Source organism: Sphingobacterium sp. UBA3549 (genome assembly GCF_002376635.1).
Classification (GTDB): Bacteria; Bacteroidota; Bacteroidia; order Sphingobacteriales; family Sphingobacteriaceae; genus Sphingobacterium.
Map to the genome: position 1 here is coordinate 1 of NZ_DFOE01000037.1, position 24,133 is coordinate 24,133.

General features: G+C 38.4%; 21 protein-coding genes. 4 read left to right on the forward strand and 17 right to left on the reverse strand.

All coding sequences use genetic code 11. The features are described 5' to 3' along the window. Window positions 1-431: 431 nt before the first annotated feature. Window positions 432-818 carry an SRPBCC domain-containing protein gene (locus B2W36_RS18855; RefSeq protein ID WP_209582119.1) on the reverse strand — a complete coding sequence of 129 codons (387 nt, stop codon included), beginning with the start codon at window positions 816-818 and terminating at the stop codon, window positions 432-434. A gap of 88 nt (window positions 819-906) precedes the next feature. On the opposite strand from B2W36_RS18855, the gene B2W36_RS18860 reads away from it, so the two are divergent. Beyond that, complete coding sequence (locus B2W36_RS18860) at window positions 907-2,274, forward strand: methyltransferase RsmF C-terminal domain-like protein (protein ID WP_293889209.1); 1,368 nt, start codon at window positions 907-909, stop codon at window positions 2,272-2,274. 60 nt (window positions 2,275-2,334) lie between these two features. Here B2W36_RS18860 and coaBC read toward each other — a convergent pair whose 3' ends face one another. Genes coaBC through B2W36_RS18875 form a run of 3 tightly spaced genes read right to left on the reverse strand, consistent with a single transcriptional unit; the run spans window position 2,335 to window position 4,784 of the window. Then, a complete protein-coding gene (coaBC, locus tag B2W36_RS18865) occupies window positions 2,335-3,531 on the reverse strand; it encodes a bifunctional phosphopantothenoylcysteine decarboxylase/phosphopantothenate--cysteine ligase CoaBC (RefSeq protein ID WP_293885282.1) in 1,197 nt (398 codons plus the stop codon). Between the two features lie 10 nt (window positions 3,532-3,541). Continuing rightward, window positions 3,542-3,871, reverse strand: coding sequence for a DNA-directed RNA polymerase subunit omega (locus B2W36_RS18870; protein ID WP_075990346.1), 330 nt, complete (start codon window positions 3,869-3,871; stop codon window positions 3,542-3,544). Then, window positions 3,855-4,784 carry an outer membrane protein assembly factor BamD gene (locus tag B2W36_RS18875; protein WP_209582102.1) on the reverse strand — a complete coding sequence of 310 codons (930 nt, stop codon included), beginning with the start codon at window positions 4,782-4,784 and terminating at the stop codon, window positions 3,855-3,857. Before B2W36_RS18875 ends, B2W36_RS18870 begins: the two co-directional genes overlap by 17 nt. Before the next feature lie 242 nt (window positions 4,785-5,026). Between B2W36_RS18875 and B2W36_RS18880 the strand changes: the two genes are divergently transcribed. Together B2W36_RS18880 and B2W36_RS18885 are read left to right on the forward strand one after the other, a co-directional pair. Then, window positions 5,027-5,302, forward strand: a complete 276-nt coding sequence (locus B2W36_RS18880) for a NifU family protein (protein WP_209582127.1) — start codon at window positions 5,027-5,029, stop codon at window positions 5,300-5,302. Window positions 5,303-5,359: 57 nt separating this feature from the next. Next, window positions 5,360-6,007: a hypothetical protein gene (locus tag B2W36_RS18885; RefSeq protein WP_293885279.1), complete on the forward strand. Its 648-nt coding sequence runs from the start codon at window positions 5,360-5,362 to the stop codon at window positions 6,005-6,007. Here the strand turns inward: B2W36_RS18885 and B2W36_RS18890 are convergent. From B2W36_RS18890 to polA, 11 genes are all read right to left on the reverse strand, one after another. Then, a complete protein-coding gene (locus B2W36_RS18890) occupies window positions 6,004-7,233 on the reverse strand; it encodes an FtsX-like permease family protein (RefSeq protein ID WP_293889211.1) in 1,230 nt (409 codons plus the stop codon). The genes B2W36_RS18885 and B2W36_RS18890 overlap by 4 nt on opposite strands. Before the next feature lie 5 nt (window positions 7,234-7,238). Then, window positions 7,239-7,880: an MBL fold metallo-hydrolase gene (locus B2W36_RS18895; RefSeq protein WP_293889213.1), complete on the reverse strand. Its 642-nt coding sequence runs from the start codon at window positions 7,878-7,880 to the stop codon at window positions 7,239-7,241. Window positions 7,881-7,924: 44 nt separating this feature from the next. After that, the gene (locus tag B2W36_RS18900; protein WP_293885274.1) at window positions 7,925-8,671 is read right to left on the reverse strand and encodes a shikimate dehydrogenase family protein; all 747 of its coding nucleotides are present in this window, start codon (window positions 8,669-8,671) and stop codon (window positions 7,925-7,927) included. A 98-nt stretch (window positions 8,672-8,769) separates the two neighbouring features. Continuing rightward, window positions 8,770-10,182, reverse strand: a complete 1,413-nt coding sequence (locus B2W36_RS18905) for a tetratricopeptide repeat protein (RefSeq protein WP_293885273.1) — start codon at window positions 10,180-10,182, stop codon at window positions 8,770-8,772. Window positions 10,183-10,363: 181 nt separating this feature from the next. Then, window positions 10,364-11,755 (reverse strand): OmpA family protein, encoded by a 1,392-nt coding sequence (locus tag B2W36_RS18910; RefSeq protein WP_293889215.1) that lies wholly within the window; start codon window positions 11,753-11,755, stop codon window positions 10,364-10,366. A gap of 244 nt (window positions 11,756-11,999) precedes the next feature. Then, complete coding sequence (locus B2W36_RS18915; RefSeq protein ID WP_209582091.1) at window positions 12,000-13,010, reverse strand: inorganic phosphate transporter; 1,011 nt, start codon at window positions 13,008-13,010, stop codon at window positions 12,000-12,002. A gap of 36 nt (window positions 13,011-13,046) precedes the next feature. Next, a complete protein-coding gene (locus tag B2W36_RS18920; protein WP_209582087.1) occupies window positions 13,047-13,694 on the reverse strand; it encodes a DUF47 domain-containing protein in 648 nt (215 codons plus the stop codon). Between the two features lie 89 nt (window positions 13,695-13,783). After that, entirely contained in the window at window positions 13,784-14,821 is a 1,038-nt protein-coding gene (locus B2W36_RS18925; protein ID WP_209582084.1) for a sensor histidine kinase, read from the reverse strand. A gap of 63 nt (window positions 14,822-14,884) precedes the next feature. Further along, on the reverse strand, window positions 14,885-15,538 hold the full coding sequence (locus B2W36_RS18930) for a phosphatidylserine decarboxylase family protein (RefSeq protein WP_209582081.1): 654 nt from the start codon (window positions 15,536-15,538) through the stop codon (window positions 14,885-14,887). Between the two features lie 24 nt (window positions 15,539-15,562). Next, window positions 15,563-16,693 (reverse strand): toxin-antitoxin system YwqK family antitoxin, encoded by a 1,131-nt coding sequence (locus B2W36_RS18935; RefSeq protein ID WP_293889216.1) that lies wholly within the window; start codon window positions 16,691-16,693, stop codon window positions 15,563-15,565. Between the two features lie 4 nt (window positions 16,694-16,697). Then, entirely contained in the window at window positions 16,698-19,499 is a 2,802-nt protein-coding gene (gene polA, locus B2W36_RS18940) for a DNA polymerase I (protein WP_293885270.1), read from the reverse strand. Window positions 19,500-19,606: 107 nt separating this feature from the next. Here polA and rsgA point away from each other — a divergent pair, with 107 nt between their 5' ends. Continuing rightward, the gene (gene rsgA / locus B2W36_RS18945) at window positions 19,607-20,527 is read left to right on the forward strand and encodes a ribosome small subunit-dependent GTPase A (RefSeq protein WP_293889217.1); all 921 of its coding nucleotides are present in this window, start codon (window positions 19,607-19,609) and stop codon (window positions 20,525-20,527) included. Between the two features lie 123 nt (window positions 20,528-20,650). On the opposite strand, the gene B2W36_RS18950 is transcribed toward rsgA, so the two are convergent. Both B2W36_RS18950 and B2W36_RS18955 read right to left on the reverse strand, forming a co-directional pair. After that, on the reverse strand, window positions 20,651-23,098 hold the full coding sequence (locus B2W36_RS18950; RefSeq protein WP_293889218.1) for a hypothetical protein: 2,448 nt from the start codon (window positions 23,096-23,098) through the stop codon (window positions 20,651-20,653). Further along, window positions 23,064-24,101, reverse strand: a complete 1,038-nt coding sequence (locus B2W36_RS18955; RefSeq protein WP_293885267.1) for a hypothetical protein — start codon at window positions 24,099-24,101, stop codon at window positions 23,064-23,066. The genes B2W36_RS18950 and B2W36_RS18955 overlap by 35 nt, the downstream gene beginning before the upstream one ends. Window positions 24,102-24,133 lie beyond the last annotated feature (32 nt).

Here is a 24,133-nt window from a genome sequence, read left to right on the forward strand (position 1 = left end):
ATAGATGGGGCTGGTCCATCGGCCATGTTCCGTTCCCATCCTTACGCGCTCCGGGCCACATGGATTGCAGCAACAGCATGTATAATTATACCTTTTTCTAAAATAAGTACATTAAGTGGATATAAGCAATTAAACGCTCTTCGGGAGAGATAATTGAATGATGTCGTGAAAGATATTTTAGGGCATGATGTGAAACAAAGGGCCAAAATCATGATCAGCATTAATAAAAGATGACCTAACATATTACAGGAATTTTTACTTGAGCGAAAATATAGCTACAAATTGTTTTTAGATTATATAAAAAGATACAATGAAGTCAGGTTATTAAAAAAAGCTGGAGCGGAAATCGCTGGGGATATTTAGTTTACTAGATTATTGGCGTCATTTATAACGCCAATAACCTAATAAAAGATATTGTGGGGGATGGAAGTTTACCCTTCCTCCGTATAAAAATCAATTAATGACGATATATAAGGATCTTCCCAACCGTCGGAGATGTTTTCAAAGTCTTCATCGGGTATATTTGTCTGTCTAATTTCTAGGGACGTTCCTCTTTTATGTTCATGCAGTTTTAGTGTAACAATAGACGGAGTGTCTGTTTCTCCAAAATACCATTCCTGTACAATTTTTGTCGAAGGTTGTAGTTCCAAGAACCGGCCAGTAATAGCTCCGTCCCATAAAGAGAATTCTCCATTGACAGTGGCGTCTATGGACACCAGATCACCTGTCCATAGACGAGCCGTAATTTCAGTCGTTAATGCGAGATACAGCTCCTCTGGAGTTGCAGGAATAATAGCATATTTCTTGAATTCTTTCATAATGCAAAGTTACGCTTTCTTGTAATTTACCACTTATTTTGACTTCATTTTTATTTATCTTAATTTTATCGCAAACTATAAGGACAACATGAGTAATTTTCTGCCGAATGCTTTAGTGAAAAAATTAGGAGTGAATCCGTTATTTGATAAAGACGCATTTATAAAAGTACATGAGGAGGGGATTCGGGCTACGGCAATACGCCTTAATCCAAATAAATTGGAAGAATGTCCATTTGACAATAAGGGTAAAGTGCCCTGGTGTAATGCAGCTTATTATCTCCAAGATCGTCCAGTGTTTACATTAGATCCTCTATTTCATGCTGGTGCTTACTATCCACAAGATGCTTCTTCCATGTTTATAGATTATATTATTCAACGTTTGAAGCTAAATCTACATGCTGTTCGGGCGTTGGATTTATGTGGAGCCCCCGGCGGAAAGTCTACGTTATTAAACAGCAGCCTCCATCCCGATTCGCTCTTGGTTGCCAATGAAATTATTAAGGCTAGGGTTACAATTTTGCAGGATAATTTAATGAAATGGGGAAATGCTAACACTGTAACAACAAATAACGATCCTGCTGCCTTTAATCGTCTTCCTGGATATTTCGATTTAATGGTAGTCGATGCACCTTGCTCTGGATCTGGTATGTTTAGAAAAGATGCCGATGCCATAGAGGAGTGGTCTGAAGCTAATGTGAAACTTTGTAGTGAAAGGCAACAACGTATTTTGGCTGAAAGTTTGACCGCCTTGAAAGAGGGGGGCTATCTGTTCTATTCGACCTGTTCTTATTCATCAGAGGAAAATGAAGACATCGTTGATTGGCTATTGGATAGCGGCGATTTTGAATCTGTTGAAATAAACGTTGAAGATAATTGGGGAATTGATCATACATTTTCTGTAAAGCATCGCGGACACGGCTATCGGTTTTATCCACATAAATTAGGGGGGGAGGGTTTTTTTATTGCTGTTCTTAACAAAGTTGGTGAACAGGAAACGTTCAATAGAAAAAGAATTAAACCCGAAAAGTCAGATGTGCCCAAAGGGATTTTAAATGATTGGATTTCAAATAGTGATAGTTTGCACACCTTCCTTCATCATGAAGATGTATATGTTTTTCCAAAAATGTACGAAAACGATTTAAAATATCTTCAAAATGTACTCTATCTTAAGAATGCAGGAATTAATGTCGGAAAGGTCAATAGGAAAGAGCTAATACCGAGCCATGCATTGGCTTTGAGTAATTATTTAGCAGTAGAGTATAAGGCGGTAGACTTATCGCTTGAGGACGCGCGAAACTACCTTAGAAAGGAGAATATCGTTGCAGATACATTTGCTGATGATATTCAAGGGTGGACAATAGCAAGGTTTAAAGGCCAACGATTGGGCTGGATGAAGGTATTACCTAACCGAATCAATAACTATTACCCCAAAGAACTTCGGATTGTAAATTTATAAGATCTGCTTGTAGATTTGTACGAATAGCATTTCGGGCGTGCTTTCTTATAAAAGTTTTCCCTAAGAAAGGCTGACGATAATTGAACAAATATCTTCGGCAACTTCCTCTTTCGATTTTAGGCTAAACTCATGGATATTACCTGATCGTTCAATTATAGTAACCTTATTAGTGTCGGTCGCAAAGCCTGCTCCTTTATCCTGCATCGAATTGAGAACGATAAAATCTAGGTTTTTTCGAATCAATTTATCTTTGGCATTTTCCAGTTCATTATTGGTTTCCAAAGCAAATCCAATGAGCAGTTGTTGCTCATTCTTTTTAGCTCCTAAAGTAGCCAAAATATCTACTGTTTTCTTCAGCTCAATAGAGAATTCATTTTCTTTCTTTTTTATTTTTTGAGTGGCTACATTGATGGGAGTGTAGTCTGCGACAGCAGCGCTCATCACAACAATATCCGCCGCTTGGAAGTGTTCTTCACAAGCACTTAACATTTCTGCTGCTGAGGTCACTGAAATTTTGAGAACACCTTCAGGACTTTTCAGGGCGCTAGGTCCTGAAACAAGCGTGACATCCGCTCCAAGTTCTTTGAGCTGCGCAGCGATGGCATACCCCATTTTTCCACTTGAATGATTCCCAATAAAGCGGACTGGGTCTATAGCTTCATAAGTAGGGCCAGCAGATACTAACGCCTTCTTTCCGGATAAAGGGAGCGCTCGCTCTGAAAATTTAACTAAAAAATCCAGTATTTCTTCCGGCTCAGCCATGCGCCCTTCACCTATTAATCCACTAGCTAATTCCCCGTTTCCCGGAGGAATTAAGATATTGCCGTAAGAACTTAGCTTTTTGATATTAGATTGTGTAGAGGGATGTTTCCACATATCTAAATCCATCGCCGGAGCGAATAGCACTGGACATTTCGCTGATAGATATACGGCTGTTAGCAAGTTATCGCACAATCCAGTGGCCATTTTGGAAATGGTATTTGCTGTTGCAGGAGCGACTAAAATGTAATCAGCAGATAGCGCAATTTCGACATGATTATTCCATTCCCCAGTATTTGGCTGGTAATAATCGATAAGCACTGGTTTTTTGGAAAGTGTAGAAAGCGTAAGCGGGGTGATAAAGGCCGTGGCTTCTTTTGACATAATAACGTTAATCTGGGCATCTGCTTTTATCAACATGCGGATGAGGGATGCAATCTTGTATGCGGCAATACTGCCGCATACAGCAATTACAATATTTTTCCCAGCTAAAGCCATTTTTTAAGGATTAGTCCTGCTCCTTCGAGGGATTTCTGTAATACACTTTATCGTGTAAAAATTCATCGATGGCAACCAAAGTAGGCTTTGGCATACGCTCATAATGTTTTGAAATCTCTATTTGCTCGCGGTTTTCGAATACCTCTTCCAAGTTATCGTTATTACTTGCAAACTCTGCAAGTTTTCCGTTCAATTCTTCTTTAATATCTACTGCAATTTGGTTCGCGCGTTTAGAAATAACTACAATAGATTCATAGAGATTGTCAGTGCCTTTGTCCAATTGTCTCAAGTCACGTGTAACTGTAGAATTTGGAATTGAATTATTATTTTTTTGACTCATCTTTTTGGGTATTTTCTTGTTCTTTTTTCGCCTTTTGTTCTTTGATATATACTTCCTGTTCTGCAAGAGCCTTATTATACTCTTTCACTTGGGAGAGTGCAGTTTTAATGCCTTTTTCAGAATTCTCCCGAAGGGATTCTGCCTCTTTCATATGTTTGCTGTTTGGAAAATTACTTGCGAAGTTACGGTAATAATCCAAAGCTTCATCAAATCTACTTTCTTGTTTCAGGAAGATACTTTTGGATGCATAGATGTATTGAGCCTTTAATGTCAAAAACTCAATTTCTTCTGCATATTTTGTATCAGGGTATTCTTTTAGGACATTTTGCAAAGCAATGACCGCCGCCCTATAATCATCATTAAGGCCCATGTCGTAATACAGTCTTGCATTGGCAAAAGCTTTAAGCTCTAGCTTATCTCTTAATTTCTGAATAAGATCGGAAGCTTCTTTAGATCGCTCGGATTCGGGATAAAGATTAACAAAGAGCTGTAATGCGTCAATTGCCTTTCGTGTATTTGCTTGGTCCAATGTTGATCTTGGAGAATCCAAGTAATAGCAATAAGCATGCATAAACCTACATTCTTCAGCTCTTGCACTATTGGGATATACATCAGCAAAATCTTTAAAGTGAAATGCAGCTGACGTATAATCTTTCAGACGGTAGTTGGCAAATGCCAAATAATAGTAAATATTTTCTGCTTCAGCTTGTCCGCGGAATTTCGTCCGCAAGTCATCAAACAAAACTAACGCCTTGGTATATTTCTTTTTTTCATAAAGTTTTACAGCCTCTTCGTATTTTTGAGCGATATTATTGCTTGCGCGCAATTTCTCAAATTTACTCTTACAGCCAGTAAATACCAATAGAAACATCATGCCGGCACAGATAGCCGCTATACGCCTATTTAAAAACATTTTACAAAGATAAGTGAATTTGTTATACTAATCAATTAAATTTTATTGCGCAATATAGTTTAATAATTTTTTGATCGCAAAAACAAGATTTCTTATTAACATACTTTAACTCGACGAAGAGCGTAAGATGAAAATATTGTCATATACTTGTTGTTTTTGTGGGGGTAGTTAGGCCTAAGAATATACATTTTAAAATATTTGACTATCTTTACATATTACAATCATTGAATAGCATTAAGAGTATGACATTAAAAGAAAAAGTTGAGCAAGCATTAGATACCTTGAGACCATATTTGGAAACTGATGGCGGAAATGTGAGTGTCGAAGAGATTACAGCGGATAATGTCGTGCGTTTAAAATTATTGGGAGCATGTGCTTCATGTTCAATGAGCATCATGACCTTCAAAGCTGGTTTAGAGCAGGCAATAAGGAAGGCTGTTCCTGAAATTACCGCTGTTGAGGCAATTAATTTAACGGATCCCGACTCTCCTGAAGCGACTCTACCCCCTGTTAATTAGTTGTGCTCTTAACACAATTTAACGGCTAGTTCGGCTACTTTTGTTTAAATTTGTTCTATGAAGTTGCTGGTTTCAATATTTCTTATTGTCTTTTTAACTTTTTTCTTTTCCGCATCACATGCTCAGGAAAGGAAGATTGTTCAATATTCCGGTATTGTCACAACCGTTGGATCCGGGCTTCCAGTAGGTTATGCAACAGTCACCAATTTATCTTTTAGAAATGAAGCTTTTGCCGCAAATAATGAAGGTTACTTTTCTTTTGTAGCCCATGTCGGAGATACCATTCGTTTTACATCTGTGGGATTTGATCCTTTAGTGGTCACTATTCCTGAAGTTAAGGGAGACAAGTATACTGCAAATATCGTTATGCAAAATCTCGTTACGGAACTACCGATGGTTACCCCATACCCTTGGGCAAGTATCGAAGAGTTCAATATTGCTTTTATGAACCTCGACGTTTCCGAAGATAATATTGTGAGAGTAAGAAGATCCTTATCTTATGAATCTTTAGCTGCAATGGCTGCAGTAATACCGCGTGATGGAAACGAAATGCGATCAATTAACAATGCACAGAGCTTCAATACGATGAATAATAAGGTCATCAATCAACGATATGCTAATCCGTTGTTAAATCCTTTTGCTTGGGGTAATTTAATCCAGCAGATTACTAAGGGGAGTAAGAGCCGAAAAACTTCAAATTATTAATTTGTTGTCTTTAATTTGCCTAATTCTTTGACGCTTATTTTAGCAGAAAAGTAAGAAACGAGCGCAGAAATTCCAGTTACTGTTACAAATACCAAAAGGTAGTCGCTCCATTGATTTACCATAGGGTAACTGTCAATAATCGTATTTGCACCATCTTCTACACGAATAATTCCATAAGTTGATTGGATATAGTTAAATATAGCGCCTATCAATAGCCCTAACAAACAACCTATGAAAGCTATCATAAGGCCTTCATAAAAAAAGATGCGTTGAATCAGTTCATTATCACCGCCAAGGCCTTTCAGAATCGTCATATCCTTTTGTTTGTCTAGTACAAGCATCGTTAGTGAACCTACAATGTTAAATATGGCAATAACACTAATCAAGGTCAATATAAAGAAAACGACCCATCGTTCTACGCGAACATTTTTATATAACGTTGGGTTTTGTTCTTCTCTATTCTTTACGATATAATCAGGCCCGATTTTCTGTTGTAATACCCGCTCGAACGCATTGATATCTACGCCATCTTTTAGATAAAACTCGATTGATGAAACACGCTGATACTCTCCAAGAACCTCTTGGGCGAATGAGATTGGAGTAATGATCAAATTGTCGAAATCTTGTTGGTAACGCAATACAGCGCCTGGCGTAATCGACCGTATATTGAACTCCTCAGCAGGGTTTGATGAATTCTTTACCCCTTTTCTCGGGGAATATACTTGAATCTGCTCAGTAGGTTTTTGTAATGGAATGCCCAGGTTGGCCTGCACACTTGCGCCAAGAATGGCCAGATTAATAGAATCGTGTGTAAGCTGATATTGACCGTCTACAATAATACTGTCTCCGGTTGTTTTACTCAGAGATTGCGGCTCAATTCCCTTTATATTGGCAATAAATTGTCTATTTGAATATTGCAGTAATACCTTTTCTTGTAGAACTTCAGTGTAATGAATCACATTGGGGTCTGTTCTTAATTCATCAAAAGCTGTACTTTTTGTATCGAAAAGTTTTCCTTTGGAGGGTTCTATCTTGAGTTCTGGAGCAAACTTACTGTACATAGACAAAATAAGTTGCTCCATTCCATTGAAGGAGGAAAGCAATATAATCAATGCAGCACTACTTACCATTACACCGATTACACTAATGGATGAAATAATATTAATGGCGTTGACAGATTTCTTGGAAAAAAGATATCTTTTAGCAAATAGGAAGGGCAGATTCATGACTCTTATTGTCGAATAAAGGGATTGGAATTTTTTTCAAAGCCAATCGTTGTGGACGGCCCGTGCCCAGGATATACAACGGTATCATCGGGCAAAGTATAAAGTTTTGATTTTATACTATCTAAAAGCTGTTGGTGATTGCCTCCTGGAAGATCCGTCCTACCTATGCTGTTGCGGAAGAGTACATCTCCTCCAATCAGAAATTTTTGATGAGCAGAATAGAAACAAATATGAGCAGGAGAATGACCCGGCGCCAGAATGACTTCTAGTTCGTCATTCTCCAAGTAAATGGTATCGCCGTCATTTAAAAATGTATCTCCAATTGGGGAGATGTCATATCGGATGCCCATTTGAGGGGCATAATTCTGAACAGCTACTAAAATAGGTACTTCTCCTTCATGAAACTGTGGCAACAAGCCATATCTTTCATGAACAAAACTATTTCCTAAAACATGGTCAATATGGCAATGTGTATTTAATAGAAGTTTAGGCTGAAGTTTATTGTCGGCGACAAAACTTACTACTTCTTGCTGATCGTGCTCGCCATACATGCCCGGATCAATGATAATTGCATTTCCTGACTCGTTGTATAGTAGGTAAGTATTTTCCTGATATGGATTGAAAGTAAATGATTTGATCGTAAGCATAGAGGTAAAATTACAGATTTTATTGATTTCTTACTATGGAAAGATTAACTATTCCAAATTTCCCAATTCTTTTCCGCTTGAAGGACCAACATTTCATATCCATTTTTGATTCTGGCTCCCATTTGTTTACTTTTTTGTAGAAATGTAGTTTCCTCGGGGTTGTAAATGAGATCATAACAAAGATGGTTCTCATTTAGAAATTCGTAAGGGATTTTTGGCGATTGTTCTGTATGGGGAAAAGTACCAACAGGTGAACAGTTAATAATCACCGTATGGTCTGCTAGGATAGCAGCATCCAATTCATCATAAGTCAACTGGTCTGCGCCCTTGGTTCTGCTCACTAGAGAATGCATTATTCCAAGTCGATTCAGCGCATAAATTACTGCCTTTGCAGCACCGCCATTACCTAAAATTAAGGCCTTTTTATCTACTTGGGGATTAATTAGCGGCCTTATTGACGCCTCAAAGCCATAAGCATCCGTATTGTAGCCTTTTAGCTGCGTTGCGCCATCTGCTGTATGGCTAATTCGAATACAGTTGACAGCTTGAATTGCGCTGGCCTCTTCCGAAAGCTCGTCCAAATAATCCATAACTTCAATTTTATAGGGAATGGTCACATTCACACCATAGAAATCTTTGTTGGAGGCAATTTTTGAAAAATCAGCTATCTGAGGGATGGGGTACAAGTCATAATCGACATCGGTTATTTGCTCTTGGCGGAATTTTTCTAAATAATATTTTTTTGAAAAAGAATGCCCTAATGGGTATCCTATTAGCCCTAGTTTTTTCATTTAAAGTGGGAAAATTAGGTTGTTGGAATATGAATGGCGCTTCAATTTTGATATCCGGTCATCCTTTGGCGATGACCGGATAAAGTGCCTATATTATATTAATCTTTCGGCTTTGTATATTTTTTTACAATTTCAGTGATAATCTGATTTCCTTGAAGCTGTGGGAGATAATCAAAAAGGATGTGATACTTCTCCGGATCAGTTGCTAATCCAAGTTCCAAAAAGTTTAGTGCGTCGTTATACTGTCCATTGGCGAATAGATATGCAACGATCCGGTAGTATAACTCTGCCGCATTCGGATTCTGTGTGATAGCATCGGAAATCACATCAATAGCTTCTTCAATTTTACTTTGTTCAAATAGAATTGAGGAATAATCCAGCCATGCATCAATATCCGTTGGATTCAAGCTAACGACTCTTTTATAGGCTTCCTCTGCTAGGTCTATTTGCTGTAATTTATATCGTGCATCGGCGATGGCAAACCAGTAATCTGGATTTGTATCCTCCAATTCCAATGCTTTTTTATAAAAGTGCAGCGATTCAAAGTAACGTTCTTCGAAATCTAGGGTAACCCCAATGCCAAACCAGGCATCCGCAAGTTCCGCATCTAATTTGACTGCCTTTTTATAATAGTTTCGAGCCTCTTCCATCTGCTCCAGTTTTTCATAACATTCACCTATTGCGCAATAGGTATCAGCACTGGGTTGCTCATATTCAAATGTTTGCTTGTAAACATCCAATGCTTCTTGGTAGCGATCTAAATTGACGAGAGCATTTCCCTTATTGAAATAAGCTGAAGAAAAATCATCCTTGATCAATATCGCATAGTCATAGGCGTCCAAAGCTTCTTCAAACCGGCTGATCTTATGGTATGAATTTCCTAAGTTATACCACGCGTAGTAAGAGTAAGGGTCTGAATCTATGTATTTCTTATAAAAGGAGATACTTTCTTCCTGTCTATCTAATACGTCATAACAATAAGCCAGTTCATAAAGTGCTTCTTGGTAATCCATATTGAGTTCAAGAGCCTTTTTTAGATAAATTATAGCTTTATCATAATTCATTTGGGCCTGAAATATCATCGCAATATGGAAATACACCTCATCCTTGTTGTCCAACAGAGGAAGAGCTTTAAACAGCTGTTCCAAGGCATCATCGAATTTTCCAATGCTTCCTAGTATACCACCACGGATCAAAAATATATCTCCTTCGGAGGCTTCTAATAGTTCCGCTTTATCCAATGCAGCGAGCGCATTCTGATATTGCTGAATCGTTGAAAACAGTTGCGCTTGTTTCAATAGAAATGTAATATCAAAGGGATGCTGGCTGATTGCGAATTCGGCGACCTGTAGCGCCTTTACAGGATCATTTTTTTCTGCGTAGTAATCAATAATTCCTTCAAAAGCTTTGGAGTCAAAAAAATACTGATCCTCGTTTCGAAGCATTTCCTCATATCTGTCCACCGAGATTTTTCTTTCTTCGGGGTTCTCAAATTCAAAATCCTCTTCCATTCTCAAAAGTTTAAAATCAGTATCCTGTTCTTTAATTCAAAATACTAATTTCTTATCTAATTTGATGGAACTAATTTTCCACAAATCGGATATCGTTCACAAAGTTAAGGATAAATACGTGTAAAATGAAAAAGCCGGCTATAAAGCCGGCTTTTACTATAATGGTATATATTGTATACAATTATTTTTTGATCTCAACGCGACGGTTTTGAACGCGACCTTCTTCAGTAGCATTAGATGCAACTGGGTTTTTCTCTCCGTAACCGTTAGCAGTGATGCTTGATGAAGAAACACCAGCATTTACTAAATATTGTTTTACAGAGTTAGCACGGTCTTTAGATAAAGTCATGTTATAAGCTTCAGAACCTTCAGCAGATGCATAACCATCTAATTGTACAGATGCATTGTTATCACGTAACTCTTTAGCCAATTTGTCTAATGTAGAGTAAGATGAAGTTTTCAATACTGAGCTATCAAATTCGAATTGAATTGGAGCATAGTAACCGTTAGAAGTAGTAGAGCTAACAACTGGCTCTGGGAATTTGATTGGACATCCTGAACCATCTACTGGAGTACCAGCTGGAGTTCCAGGGCATTTATCAAATTTATCAGATACACCGTCACCATCAGCATCAGCGCTTAATGTGTTAACTGTACCTTCTAAAGTGCTTACACGTTGTTTTAATGCTTCAACTTCGTTTCTCAATGAAGGGTCTTTCAACTCATCGTACATTGTAGCAACTGGGTTAGCAAAAGTCAAGTTTTGTTTGTCTCTTGAACCTAGAGTGAATTCTAAACCAGCCATTACTGTAGAGAATTTACCTTTATAATCTGTACGAGCTGGACCATACAATAAGTTATCATCAGTGAAGTTCATCGTGTAACCTAAGTTCAACGCAACTACTTCAGATAATTTAAATTTAGCACCAACACCTACTGGAACGAAAGCTGTTAATTTGTTATCACGGTCACCAGTGTTCTCACGATCTCCAAAAACTTTCGAACCCCATTTACCTTTGTTGTTATAAACTTCATTAGTAAAATCTTCGTTCGCAAATTGAACTGGATTGTTGGCTAAAACTCCCAAACCTACTTTAGCATAGAAGTTAACTGCATTTTCTCTTCTCAAGAAATCAATAGTACCCAATTGGAATACACCGTTCAAGCTTGCTGCCCAGTTTACATCAGTTTGTGCTGATCTAGCTGCACCGTTACGGGCTGCACCAGAATTAGCTTCAAAACCGTTAAACCCGTCAAGCGCTTTGTTGTAAGTTTTAATCTTACCACGGTTTGCTTCTAATTCTAAACCAAATGTGTGAGAGAATTGTTTACGAATAGTTAATCCGTAGTATTCACCAACTTTGTTTTGGAAGTAACCTACTTTTTGTCCAAAAGCATTTGATCCAGGAAGAATTGTGTTTGGTGTAGTAATACCACCTTGCACTCCGATAGACCAAGTTCTGTATTGTGATCTACCACCGAATACTTGTTGAGCTTGCGCTGTACCAGCAAAACCTAAAGCGGCAACTAATGTAGCAGCAACAGCTGTTTTTTTAATTGTAGAATAGTTCATACTCTTGTTTTTAAGGTTATTATTAATTTTAATTGTTTTCAAACTTAATTATCTTGTATTAACACTTTGAAACAGTACAATTGCCGTGCCAAAGTCTTAAAGTTATGTTAAATATTTTGTTTCCGCTATATTTTGTACTAAATTAAGGATTTAATGTGAAACAACAAAACAAAAATCCGCTACGAAAGTACCAAATTTTTGTTTTGTTTCAATACGTTTAAGAAAAAAATTAAGGTTTTTTTTTCTAAAGCAAATAATGTACGATCAAGAGCGACAATCCACCTAATAAAGCTGAAACCGGAATAGTTAATATCCAAGCCCATAACAAACTGATTGTAACTCCCCAGCGTACTGCAGAAACACGTTTAACGACACCAACACCTATGATTGCACCGGTAATGGTATGTGTGGTAGAGGCCGGAATTCCAAAATGTTCTGTAATACCTAATGTTACCGCTCCCGCTGATTCAGCACAAACTCCTTCCAATGGTGTAACTTTTGTGATTTTGGTTCCCATTGTTTTAACTATTTTCCATCCACCACTCATCGTTCCGGCTGCAATGGCCGCGTAACAAGTTAATGGAATCCACTCGGGCATGTGTTCAGTCGTTGGGACATAGCCACCCGCTACCATGGCGACCAGGATAATTCCCATGACTTTCTGAGCGTCGTTACCTCCGTGTGCAAAACTTAGCGCTGCAGAAGAAACAAGCTGTAATATTTTAAACCATTTTTCGGCCACACTTGGTCTGGAGTTTTTCGCCAGATTAATCACAATTAATGTAATGATGACCGACATCGTCATACCTATGATCGGAGCGAGCACGATAAAAGCAATAATTTTTAATGTAGCGTCAATATTGATAGCATGAATTGGATCTGCGCCCAGAATAAATGCATATGCCATACCGGATCCCGCGAATCCCCCGATAAGCGTGTGTGAAGAACTTGATGGTACTCCGTAATACCAGGTAAACAAGTTCCAGCCAATTGCTGCTAATAAACCCGCGAAAATTACTTCTAATGTAATGTATTCTTCCAATACTGTTTTTGCAATGGTATTGGCTACCTTATGGTCTGTAAAGTAGAAGTAAGCGGCAAAGTTGAATATCGCAGCCCATAAAACAGCCATTGCTGGCGTTAAAACTTTTGTTGATACAACTGTCGCAATGGAATTGGCTGCATCATGGAATCCATTGATGTAGTCAAAAGCAATTGCAAGGACAATCACAACAACGAGTAATGTTGACATCATAATCTCGTAGAATTTTTGTGCACTTATATCGAATGATTATGCGTTTTTAACTAGAATGCTTTCTAATACGTTAGCAACATCCTCACACTTATCCGTTGCGTCTTCCATTGCAGACAACACTTCTTTGTGTTTAATTAATGAAATTGCATCCTTTTCAAACTCAAAGAGGTCAGCTACAGCCTTATCAAAGATATAATCTGCTTTGTTTTCAACACTGTTGATACGCACGCATGAATCTGTAATGTTCCGAATGTTTTTTAAGTCTCTAAGTTCATGGATAGCTTTTGACACATGTTCAGTGGCTTCAACCAATAAGTCCGCAATTTCTATCATTGGTTCAGTGGCTTTTTCCACCTTATAAAGGTCCATTCTGTTGGCAGCGCCATGAATAAAGTCGGCCACATCATCCAATGAACTTGCCAAAGAGTGTATATCTTCGCGATCGAAAGGAGTGATGAAATTCTTGCCTAACTCCAAATGAATTTGATGTGTGATATTGTCGCCCTTGTGCTCCAAATCTTCCATCTTGCGCGTAAAATCTTTTTTCTTCTCAGGATTGCTTGAGTTAACAATATCTTTTAACAACTTTGACATCTCGATCAAATTGTTGCCGGCTTGTTCAAACAAAGGGAAGAATTTTTTGTCCTTTGGAACGAAGTACTGAAAAATGCTATTTAAAGACATATCTTAAATTTATTTTTACAAAAGTAATACCTTAATGTTAAGTTAATGTTAACATTGATTTTGTTTAAACACAAAAGTGTCATCATTGTTTAGTTACCAGCTTGTACTTTTTGTAACGTAAAGCCAAAAGTGGTTCCGATACCTTCCGTACTGCGCACATTGACATTTTGCTGATGTGCTTCAACAATGTGCTTAACGATTGCTAACCCTAACCCAGACCCTCCTATATCGCGTGATCGGCTTTTGTCAGTTCGGAAAAAACGTTCAAATACGCGGCTGAGATTTTTTTCCTCAATGCCATAGCCGTCGTCTGTAATTTCGATTAGAACCTGTTCAAATAATGGGAAAATCTTAATTTTTGTTGTTCCACCTTCTTTTCCATATTTCAATGAGTTGTCTATCAGATTGTACAGTACCTGATGTATTTTATTGCGGTCTGCCTTCACCCAGTGCGGAGTGCCGGCCTTCGGTCTGAATTCGATTTTGATGTTGTGCTGTTTAGCTTTGTCTTCAAGGGAGTCTGTCGTGTCCTTGATCAGGTCGACAATATCAAATTTCTCAATATTAAGGACCATTTTGCCAGATTCCAATTTGGATATCTCATCAAGATCCAGAATTAGATAATTTAGCCGATCGAGATTTCGGGCAGCTTTGTTAAGGAAATTTTTTGCCATTTCCATATCCTCTTCCATAAGGCCGTCCTGCAGCGTCTCAATGTAGCCCTGTGTAGCAAAGAGTGGTGTTTTGAATTCATGTGAAATATTGGATAGGAACTCTCTTCGAAATTTTTCCTGTGATTTTAATTGTTCTATCTCGTTTTTTTTATCTTTTGCCCATGCTTTGACTTCGTTTTCAGCATCTGTAATAGGATCCTCGCTGATGTGTTCTCCAATAGCATCTTTAAGATCTTTGCCAAGTTTGAGATTGTGAATGAGTTTATACATCGTGTTGAGACGTCGATATATATATTTTTCAAATAGATAGTTAAATAGAAGAAAACTCGTTACCACCGCGACAAAGAAAATGATCAATGCTGTCTGCAGCTCGTGTTTATAATAAAAGCTGATCGTGGATATTGCAACACCAACCGCTGCTGAGTTTGCTAATAATAATTGTCTAAAATTCATTTGTTGAATAAAAAAGGCCCCTGATTTGGAGCCTAAGTTACTTATAATGATATTAATAAATTGTTAAAATTTTCCAATAATGGTTTTTGCACCTATAACCTTGTCACCAATGTTGACATTAATTTCAGTGCCCAAAGGGAGGAATAAATCTACGCGAGAACCGAATTTGATAAAACCAAACTCATTACCTTGCACCACTTCGTCCTTTTCTTTTATATACCATACAATACGGCGAGCGAGGGCTCCTGCAATTTGACGGAAAAGAACCTCTCTCCCTGCTTTATCTTTGACAACGACCGTTGTTCTTTCGTTATCTGTGGATGATTTGGGATGCCAGGCCACTAAAAATTTTCCAGGATGATATTTAAAGAATGTAACCAAACCGCTAATAGGATTTCTGTTAACGTGTACATTAACTGGCGACATAAAAATCGAAACCTGAATACGTTTATCGTGGAAATATTCATTTTCTTCGGTTTCTTCGATAACAACAACTTTCCCGTCAGCCGGACAAAGAATTATGCCGTCTTCCGGGTTGAACACTTTTTTAGGGCTTCTGAAGAACTGAACAACTGTAATAAACAGGAATGCTGATAGCGCATAAATAAACCATTTGACATACTGCGAAGCATCATAATAATCCGCAACTGCATTGATAATAAAGATAAAAAGTACAGCGATTGCTAATGTGGTGTATCCTTCTTTATGAAATTTCATATCTATTTATTTCTGCAAAGATAGTTATTTACTCGAATTGTCTATTTGTCTTTCAATTTTAATTGAATGGCTGTATACTTTTCCATCATTCCCCGTCGTAATACTCCCAGACACTTTAATGAGGTCATCCTGTGGCTTATTCTCTTTATATGTAGGAAAATAGAAATCAATGCCTTTTGCAATTCCGCTTAAGATTCCATCGAAAGACTCACTCCCCGAATCCGAAATTAACTTAAGGTTTTTTAGATTAGCCATTCCTGTTTTCTTTACCTCCACCAAATAAGAGAAGTTTACTTGTCGGGTAATTTCTATCCCCTTTTTATTGAGATTATCGTTAAAACGTTTCGCGAGGAAAGCATAAAAGTTAGCATAGTCATCGAAGCTACACGATTTGCTGTTGAATAGTTCTGCCCGCATGAAATAGTCATAAGGGAGGATGCTTAGCGACAAAAAATCTTCGTTGTTAAGATCTCCATTGTCATCATACGTTGTCGTAAGCACACCATTTAAAAACCGTTGTGTCATGGCATACACAGGCTGCTGGCCAACATTGTAAAAATACGTATTCCAGTTTCCTTGGGGCTTGCCATTTTTCACCTTTCCTTTACGTAAGTAAAAATCAAATCCAAATTCGGTAAAGCCTTCAAAGGGAATGGAAAATTCATAATTACCTTCACCATCCATTACCTCTTGCTTTCCCCTATTGTCCCAGTAATCTTTAATAAAGTAGCCTTGCTCGCTATAAGTGACGGTCAATAACGGCTTTCCGTCAGGATAGTAATATTTCCAGTCACCAGTAGGGAAATTATTTCGGAAAGTTACCTCCCATTTTAATACGCCGTTTGGATGATAAGCTTGAAACAAACCTTCTTTTTTACCGTCTGTGTAAGTTCCGACGAGTATTCTATTGCCATTGGGCGCAAAATCGCGAAATTCACCTTCGAATGACTGTTTGGTGAAGTCGAATTTACTAACACGCTCAATAGATTTAAACTCGCACTCTTTCGAAACCAGATAGTAGTATTTGTCGAAATAAAAACGAATCAGCCCTTGATCTAATTTTTCGTAGAATACAGGCTTCTCATCCTGTGCGTGAAGGTTTGTAAAACTGCACACAGAAATGAATAACAATAGATGGATGAGTTTTTTAATCATAATATTAATGCGCTTCAAGCCAATTTTTACCCTCTCCAATTTCTACAACCAATGGTACATTTGTTTTGATTGCATTGGTCATTTTATCCTGTATGATTTCCTTAAAAAGCTGTATTTCGCTTTTAGGTATGTCAAAAACCAATTCATCATGTACCTGCATGATCATTTTACCCGATAAGCCTTGCTGCTCAATTTCATTTTGAATGGCAATCATGGCAAGTTTAATTAAATCTGCGGCCGAACCCTGGATAGGTGCATTAATAGCATTTCTTTCTGCAAATCCACGAACCGTCATATTTGCCGAATTGATATCTCTAAGATAACGTCTTCGCTTTAAAATTGTTTCAACATAACCATTCTCTTTTGCAAACTCGATCGCATCACTCATATATCTTTTTATCCCTGTATATTGGTTAAAATACTCGTTGATGATATCAGACGCCTCTTTGCGTGATATGCCAAGATTTTGGGAGAGACCGAATGCCGATTGACCATATATAATACCGAAGTTAACGGCTTTAGCGTTGCGGCGTTGTTCGGAAGTAACAGCGTCAAAATCAGTATGGTATACTTTTGCGGCTGTTGCCCGGTGGATATCATGTCCTTGACTAAATGCCTCCATCATATTTTGATCTTTACTTAACTCGGCGATTAGGCGCAGTTCAATTTGCGAATAATCGGCTGATAGAATCACATGCTCTTCAGATCGTGGAATAAACGCTTTTCTTACCTCTCTACCTCTTTCGGTACGTATCGGGATATTTTGTAAATTCGGATTCGTCGAGCTCAGACGGCCAGTTGCAGCAACAGCTTGATTGTAAGATGTGTGAATTAATCCTGTTTCGGGGTTTATTAACTCTGGCAGCGCATCAACGTAAGTTGATTTTAGTTTTTGCATTTGCCTGAAGTTTAAAATATCTTGAACGATGTCTGATTTATGAGCTAATGCTAATAATACATCTTCTCCCGTTTTGTACTGGCCCGTTTTTGTTTTTTTCGCTTTGGGATCCAACTGGAGTTTGTCGAATAAAACTTCACCCAGTTGTTTTGGAGAAGCAATGTTGAAATTTACACCTGCTTTCTCAAAAATAGATCCCTCTAGATTTTTGATATCCTGCTCCAAAGTTTTTGAAAATTCTTCAAGTGCCGGAACGTCAATTTTTACCCCATTTCGTTCAATTTCAGCGAGTATATATACTAATGGGAATTCAACATCCTGAGCGAGTTCTATGGTGTTGGTCTCGATAAGGAGAGGTTGAAATATATTTTTTAACTGTAATGTGATATCTGCGTCCTCGGCTGCATATTCCTTTATTTTTTCAATCTCCACATCGCGCATGTTTCCTTGTTTCTTGCCTTTTTCCCCTATAAGTTCAGTGATGGATACTGGACTGTAATTAAGATAATTTTCTGCGAGGAGGTCCATACCATGACGGGTATCTGGATCAATCAGATAATGTGCAACCATCGTGTCAAAAAGAGGCCCTTTTACTTTTACACCGTATCGTGCCAAAAGTAAAATATCATATTTAATATTTTGTCCCACTTTTTCGATGTTCGGATTTTCAAATACTGTTTTAAAAATATCGACTACAGCTTGTGCTCCTTCACGGTCTGCTGGAGTGGGGATATAGTAAGCTCTGGCATTTTCAAAGGAGAATGATAAGCCTACGATGTCCGCGAGATTAGCGTCCAATCCTGTCGTTTCCGTATCGAAACAAAAACTATTCAAAGAAGACAGCTTTTCGGCAAGCTCTTTTTGTTTTTCTTGTGTATCGGCCAAAATATAATCATGCGCCGTATTATGGATGTTATTTATTTCAGTATTATCAACGATTGCTTGAGTAGTGACATCTGTTGTTGTCACGGTAGTTACTGTTGTAGAAAATAAATCCATTTGGCCAGTTGTGGAGGCGCTTCTGTCAAGAACGGAGAAATCTTCGCCGAAAACCCGTTTTCCAAGTGTCCTGAATTCTAGTTCCGCAAATAGTGGTTCAAGAATTTCTTTGTTTGGATCTTCCAGCTCAAGTGATTTTTCGTCCAGGTCAATTGGTACATCCAATAAAATGGTAGCTAATTTTTTGGAGATAAGTCCTTGTTCAGCAAAGTTTTCTACGTTTTCACGCATTTTTCCTTTGAGTTGATCCGCGTTAGCAATAATGCCTTCGACAGATCCGTATTCCTGCACAAGTTTTTTTGCTGTTTTCTCACCGATGCCCGGTATACCCGGTATATTGTCTACAGCGTCACCCCAAAGGCCGAGGATATCGATGACTTGACAGACATCAGAAACTTCCCATTTTTCCAAAATCTCTTTGACACCTTGTACCTCTGCTCCGTTACCCATACGGGCAGGTTTGTAGATAAAGATATTGTCCGATACGAGCTGGCCAAAATCTTTATCCGGTGTCATGCAATAGACCTTAAAATCTTGTTTTTCAGCTTTTTTTGCTAAGGTCCCGATAATATCATCTGCTTCGTACCCATCCATTGTAATAATCGGGATATTGAAGCCTTCGATTAAACGGTTTATATAGGGAATAGAGGACGCAAGGTCCTCAGGCATAGACTCACGGTGCGCTTTATAAGCTTCAAATTCAATATGTCGGGCGGTAGGAGCTGCGGTGTCAAACACTACTGCTATATGAGAAGGTTGCTGATTTTTCAATACGTCCAAAAGCGTATTGGTAAATCCCATGATTGCTCCTGTATTTAACCCATTTGAGGTAATTCGGGGAGTTTTGCTCAATGCAAAATAAGCTCTATATATAAGAGCCATTCCATCTAAAAGAAATAGTTTTTTCACAAAATTGAATTTTAGTGTCTATTGCAAAGGTAAGAAATTCATTAACGGGTAAGTTTAATAAATTTTTCCGATTTTTGCAGCATGACACATTTAATGCAGCAGGAGTTATGAGAGGATTGGTAACTAAATCGACAGGTAGTTGGTATCAGGTTTTGGGCGAAGATAATCGAAGATACGATTGTCGGATCAAAGGGAAGTTTCGCACCAAAGGGATAAAAACAACGAATCCTGTTGCTGTTGGAGACTGGGTTCATTTTGAGGTGGAGCCGGATCAGGAAAGTGCCGTCATTCATGAATTAGAACCTCGCCGGAATTACATTATTCGTAAGTCCGTCAATCTCTCCAAGCAAACCCAGATTATAGGAGCAAATTTGGATCAGGCATTTTTGGTGGTGACCTTGGCCTCTCCACCGACTTCCTTGGGATTTATTGATCGTTTTTTAGTGACTACAGAAGCATATGGTATTCCGGCAGTAATAATATTCAATAAATTGGATCTATTTAGTGATGAAGGATTGGAGGTTTTGGCAGACTATAAGGCAATTTATACAGGTATCGGATATCCCTGCTTTGAAGTCTCTGCGTTAACGGGGACAAATATAGACGTGGTCAAGGAACTGCTTAAGGATAAAATAACGTTAGTGTCAGGGCATTCAGGAGTTGGTAAATCAACATTAATCAATGCGATTGTTCCAGCATATGGATTAAAGACCGGTGAAATCTCCGACTGGTCCGACAAAGGAAAGCATACGACCACTTTTGCTGAAATGTTCGATCTGCCTTTCGGAGGGAAGCTGATTGACACGCCCGGCATTCGTGAATTGGGCATTGTTGACATAGAGAAACAAGAGCTGTCCCATTTTTTTCCAGAGATGCGTGCCTTGATGAACCAGTGTCGATTTAATAATTGCAGACATATCAACGAACCTGGCTGTGTTATCATGGAAGCTGTGGAAGAAGGGCGGATCGAAAGTTCGCGCTACGATAGTTACCTCAGTATGTACCATAATGAAGATAGCAGAGCGTAATTAACATAAAGGGCTTCTCTTTCTTATTCATAAAAAATGCCCCAAAAAGTGGCTAACTTTTTGGGAACACTGCATCGATGGGAAGCCATTTATATTCATGTGATTAAATTCCAATACAAACGCCTAGCGGATGGATTGGGTTAAATTTAAAAAGTCACGAAGATAGGTGCACTCCCTCGAAGCGATTGTAAAGAATGGTGTGTCTTTGTATTGCGTTCCCAATTCCTTGAAATATTTATTTTGCATCGAAAAACGATAGAATGGATTCTTTAAAGGCGAGTCGTAGTATTGCCAACGGGACTCACTAGTATACACAAAATCCTTCTGCTCACATTTGGCGAGCATAAAAGTGCATTTAGCTTTGAAATCCCTATCTGTACTGAGCGAACGGGCCTTGTTGTACCATTCTTTTGCTGATTTTGTTTGCAGGTAATTCCGTTGCCAGTGAAGTGTTGAAGCTGCATGATTATCTATAGACGACCAGTCATAAGACACCATCGACCATGCATTTCCATAGGTACTTGTTTGATAGATTCCTGTTGCCATCTGGAAATAATACGCTGCTTTTTTCTGATTGTCTTTTTCCGTTTTTAGGGCATTTTCCAATCGTGCCATGCGTTCGGCATACTTTAGTTTCGTGGTGGATTCGCTCCCATATTTTTTAGGATAGTCATTTATAGTGACAATAAACGGATTGGGCTTGAGGTCTTCTTGCTCCTCGCTATACCAATTCTTAATTTCCATTTCCTTATGATCTTTAGGTAGCCCTGCTAGGGTTTTAGCGGCTTTCTGAAAGTCAAGTTCGCGCAAATACGTCGTCCCTAATAATTCTGTGAGATAGTCTCGATTGAAATGCTTGATATCTTTCAGCAAAAATTTGGATAAGGTCTGCTGCTGACCGTTATCTGTGAGCAAATTTCTGATCTTTAGTAACGTTTTGGGCGTTAAGCTATTTTCCCAGAAATGCATGGTTGACCATTGCATATTTTCCTCCAGTGAATCCTGCGCAAAACCATAGTTGTAAAAGATGTCAGCTTTCACCGCTGCCAAGCTTGCCATAGCCGTATCCTGGGTATTTAGATAATGTTTTACCACTAGGTTTTGTAAGATATTGCGGCATATCAAGCTATAGTTGCTGTGTTCAAAAGCATTATAACTCCAGCTTGGTTTTCTAGTGTCATTTTTACCGTCAAGTTTGGCCTTCTCTTCCAACCAGGTTAATGTTTGGGTCAACTTGATCTCATCCAGTTGCTTGCTATTTTGCCAGTCCGTCAGTTGGGTCAGTAAACGAGTAATTTGAAGCTGGTCAACCAATTTGGGGTTGAGGTCGGATTCGTTAATTTCTGAAAGATATTCCTTTGCCAAGGTGTTTTCCTTATTTATCCAGCTTAAGTATGCAGCGGTAATAAGTCCTAATTGCGGTTGCACATATTTTTTATCACGATAGAGCTGCAAGGCAAATGTGCGAACAGAATCCAGGTATTTTTTTGCCTCTCCTTTGTCCTCATTTCTTGAATAATAGGTATAGCTATCACTATTGAGATAGAAAGACTCATTCATTTCAGCTTCTATTTTGTTGACTTCGCGACCTAGTAAAACAGCATTTACGGTATTCGCTGGGTCAAGCTGATAGCAGTCGCTTAGATATTTCAGGGCACGACCACTATTGCCGAAGCCTATAATGGCGTTAATGTTGAATTTATCTGCATCATTTTTGGCGTATTGAAAAATCTCGGCATCACTTGCAGTGATATAGTGAAAATTAGAGTAAGCCAATATACGTCGTTCGGGACTCATGGTAAAGAGTTTAGAAAAGAGGTAGGCCGCTTTTGCTCCATCACCATTTTTCCGCACAGCACCGGCATAATTCGAAAGCGCCCAATTGAGAATGGCATCGTTCCCTTTTACAGGCTGCAGATACTTTTCATAGGTGGTCATACTTTTGGTATACTCTTGCCCGAATAGGTATAAACGGGCTGCCTGATAAGCGTAGCGAATGTAGAGGAAACTATTTTTTTGGTATTTGGCGATCTGCTGTTCGGCAAGTTCGGCAAACTGTATAATTTCTTTAAAATTTCGTGTATCAGGGTCCCAATAATTATGTTGGATATTGGTAATAGGCTCCTGTTTTTTGGTAAATATAAAATAAGCCCGCTCTGCCTCATGTTTTCCATCAATCAACGCCTTTAAGAACGTGTTTCCACGAACAGAATCTGGCAAGTTTGACCAAGTAGATTTCTGTTGATTGCTCGCCAAATTGGCCGTTTCAGTATTGCTCTTATACATCAATTGTTCGACATCCCCAACTTTTACTGCCGGTCCAAGATGCTTAACCCAAGCCTCTGCATTAATCAGGCTTTCTTTGACGGGCTCTTCATCACTATAGAGAAATTGGTACGGTATAAATTGAAAAGCCGAAAATCCATTGTCCTCAAGATGCGGCAAGTAATAGGTCGTTTGATTATCATAAGGGTCTATTTCTGGACCGCAGGCGATATTAGTTGCTATCTCTCCGAAGAAGAAAGCAAGTGTTGTGCTAGAAAGCAGCAATAATTTTTTGTAATTCGGCATTGCTATGGTTTGCTAATGTAGCTTGATCTAAGTGATAAAAAATAATCCGATGTTCTTTTCCTTTTAATTCTCCCTTCAAAAATTTTGCCGTTTGTAAGAGATCTTCCTGGTTTACGGACTCAAATCGGATTATATCATCTTTTTTGAGATTGGCTTTAGGAAGATCTTTTGTTAAAATATAAAGATTGGTATTGGGGTTATGGGTGAATAAAGAAGCGTCTTTTATCTCTTCTTCACTGATATGTTTTGAAATGCCGATATAATTATTATTTCTAAAGACTACAAACCATTGAAATATGGGTAAAGCAATGTCCATCTCAATAGGGTAATTGTGTAATGTTCCGCTGAGATAGGTTTTCAGATCTTTTTGGTTTATAATGGAATTCTGAGGGCCAAATTGTCTCAGATTTCCCATGTTATAACACATCAACATTACTTTCCGGACGGGGGGTACTCCACTCGTGACTATGTTTTTGACCTGATGTAGTCTTAATGTTGAGCTTACTAGAATGTCTTTCAATGCGGGTAGCTGCTGTAAGTAGGTGAGAAGATAAAAGAATTTATCACGCGAAGTTTTTGTCCAGTCGCAATCCAATTGGAGTTCCTTGAAATTCTCCTTTCCTGCCTGTTTTATCTTGGCTACAATAAATGGTACAATTTTATTAGCCAATCCCCTAATCTGAAGGCTATCCATTTCCGTAAAAATACGCTGGTTGACAAACACGACGGGGATTACCTGCTGCTCCTTTGGTACAGGTTGGGTAAAGGTAATTGGACTAATAGGAACGGCCTGTACACCCGAAGGGTCAAAATCAATATCCATTATTCTCACATAAATAGATTGCGCTTTAATTTCCTCTAGCGCGCGATTTTCTACAGTATCTAACTGAAATACAGTCTTCCAAAAATAAAAACCTGTGTCATGCGATGTTTTAGAACAGGATATTAAAAAAAGTAATGTGGATGGTACAAGAAATAAAAATAGTTGTGTTTTACGCAGCATATTCGCTTTATTTAGTCGTATGTCAAACAAAA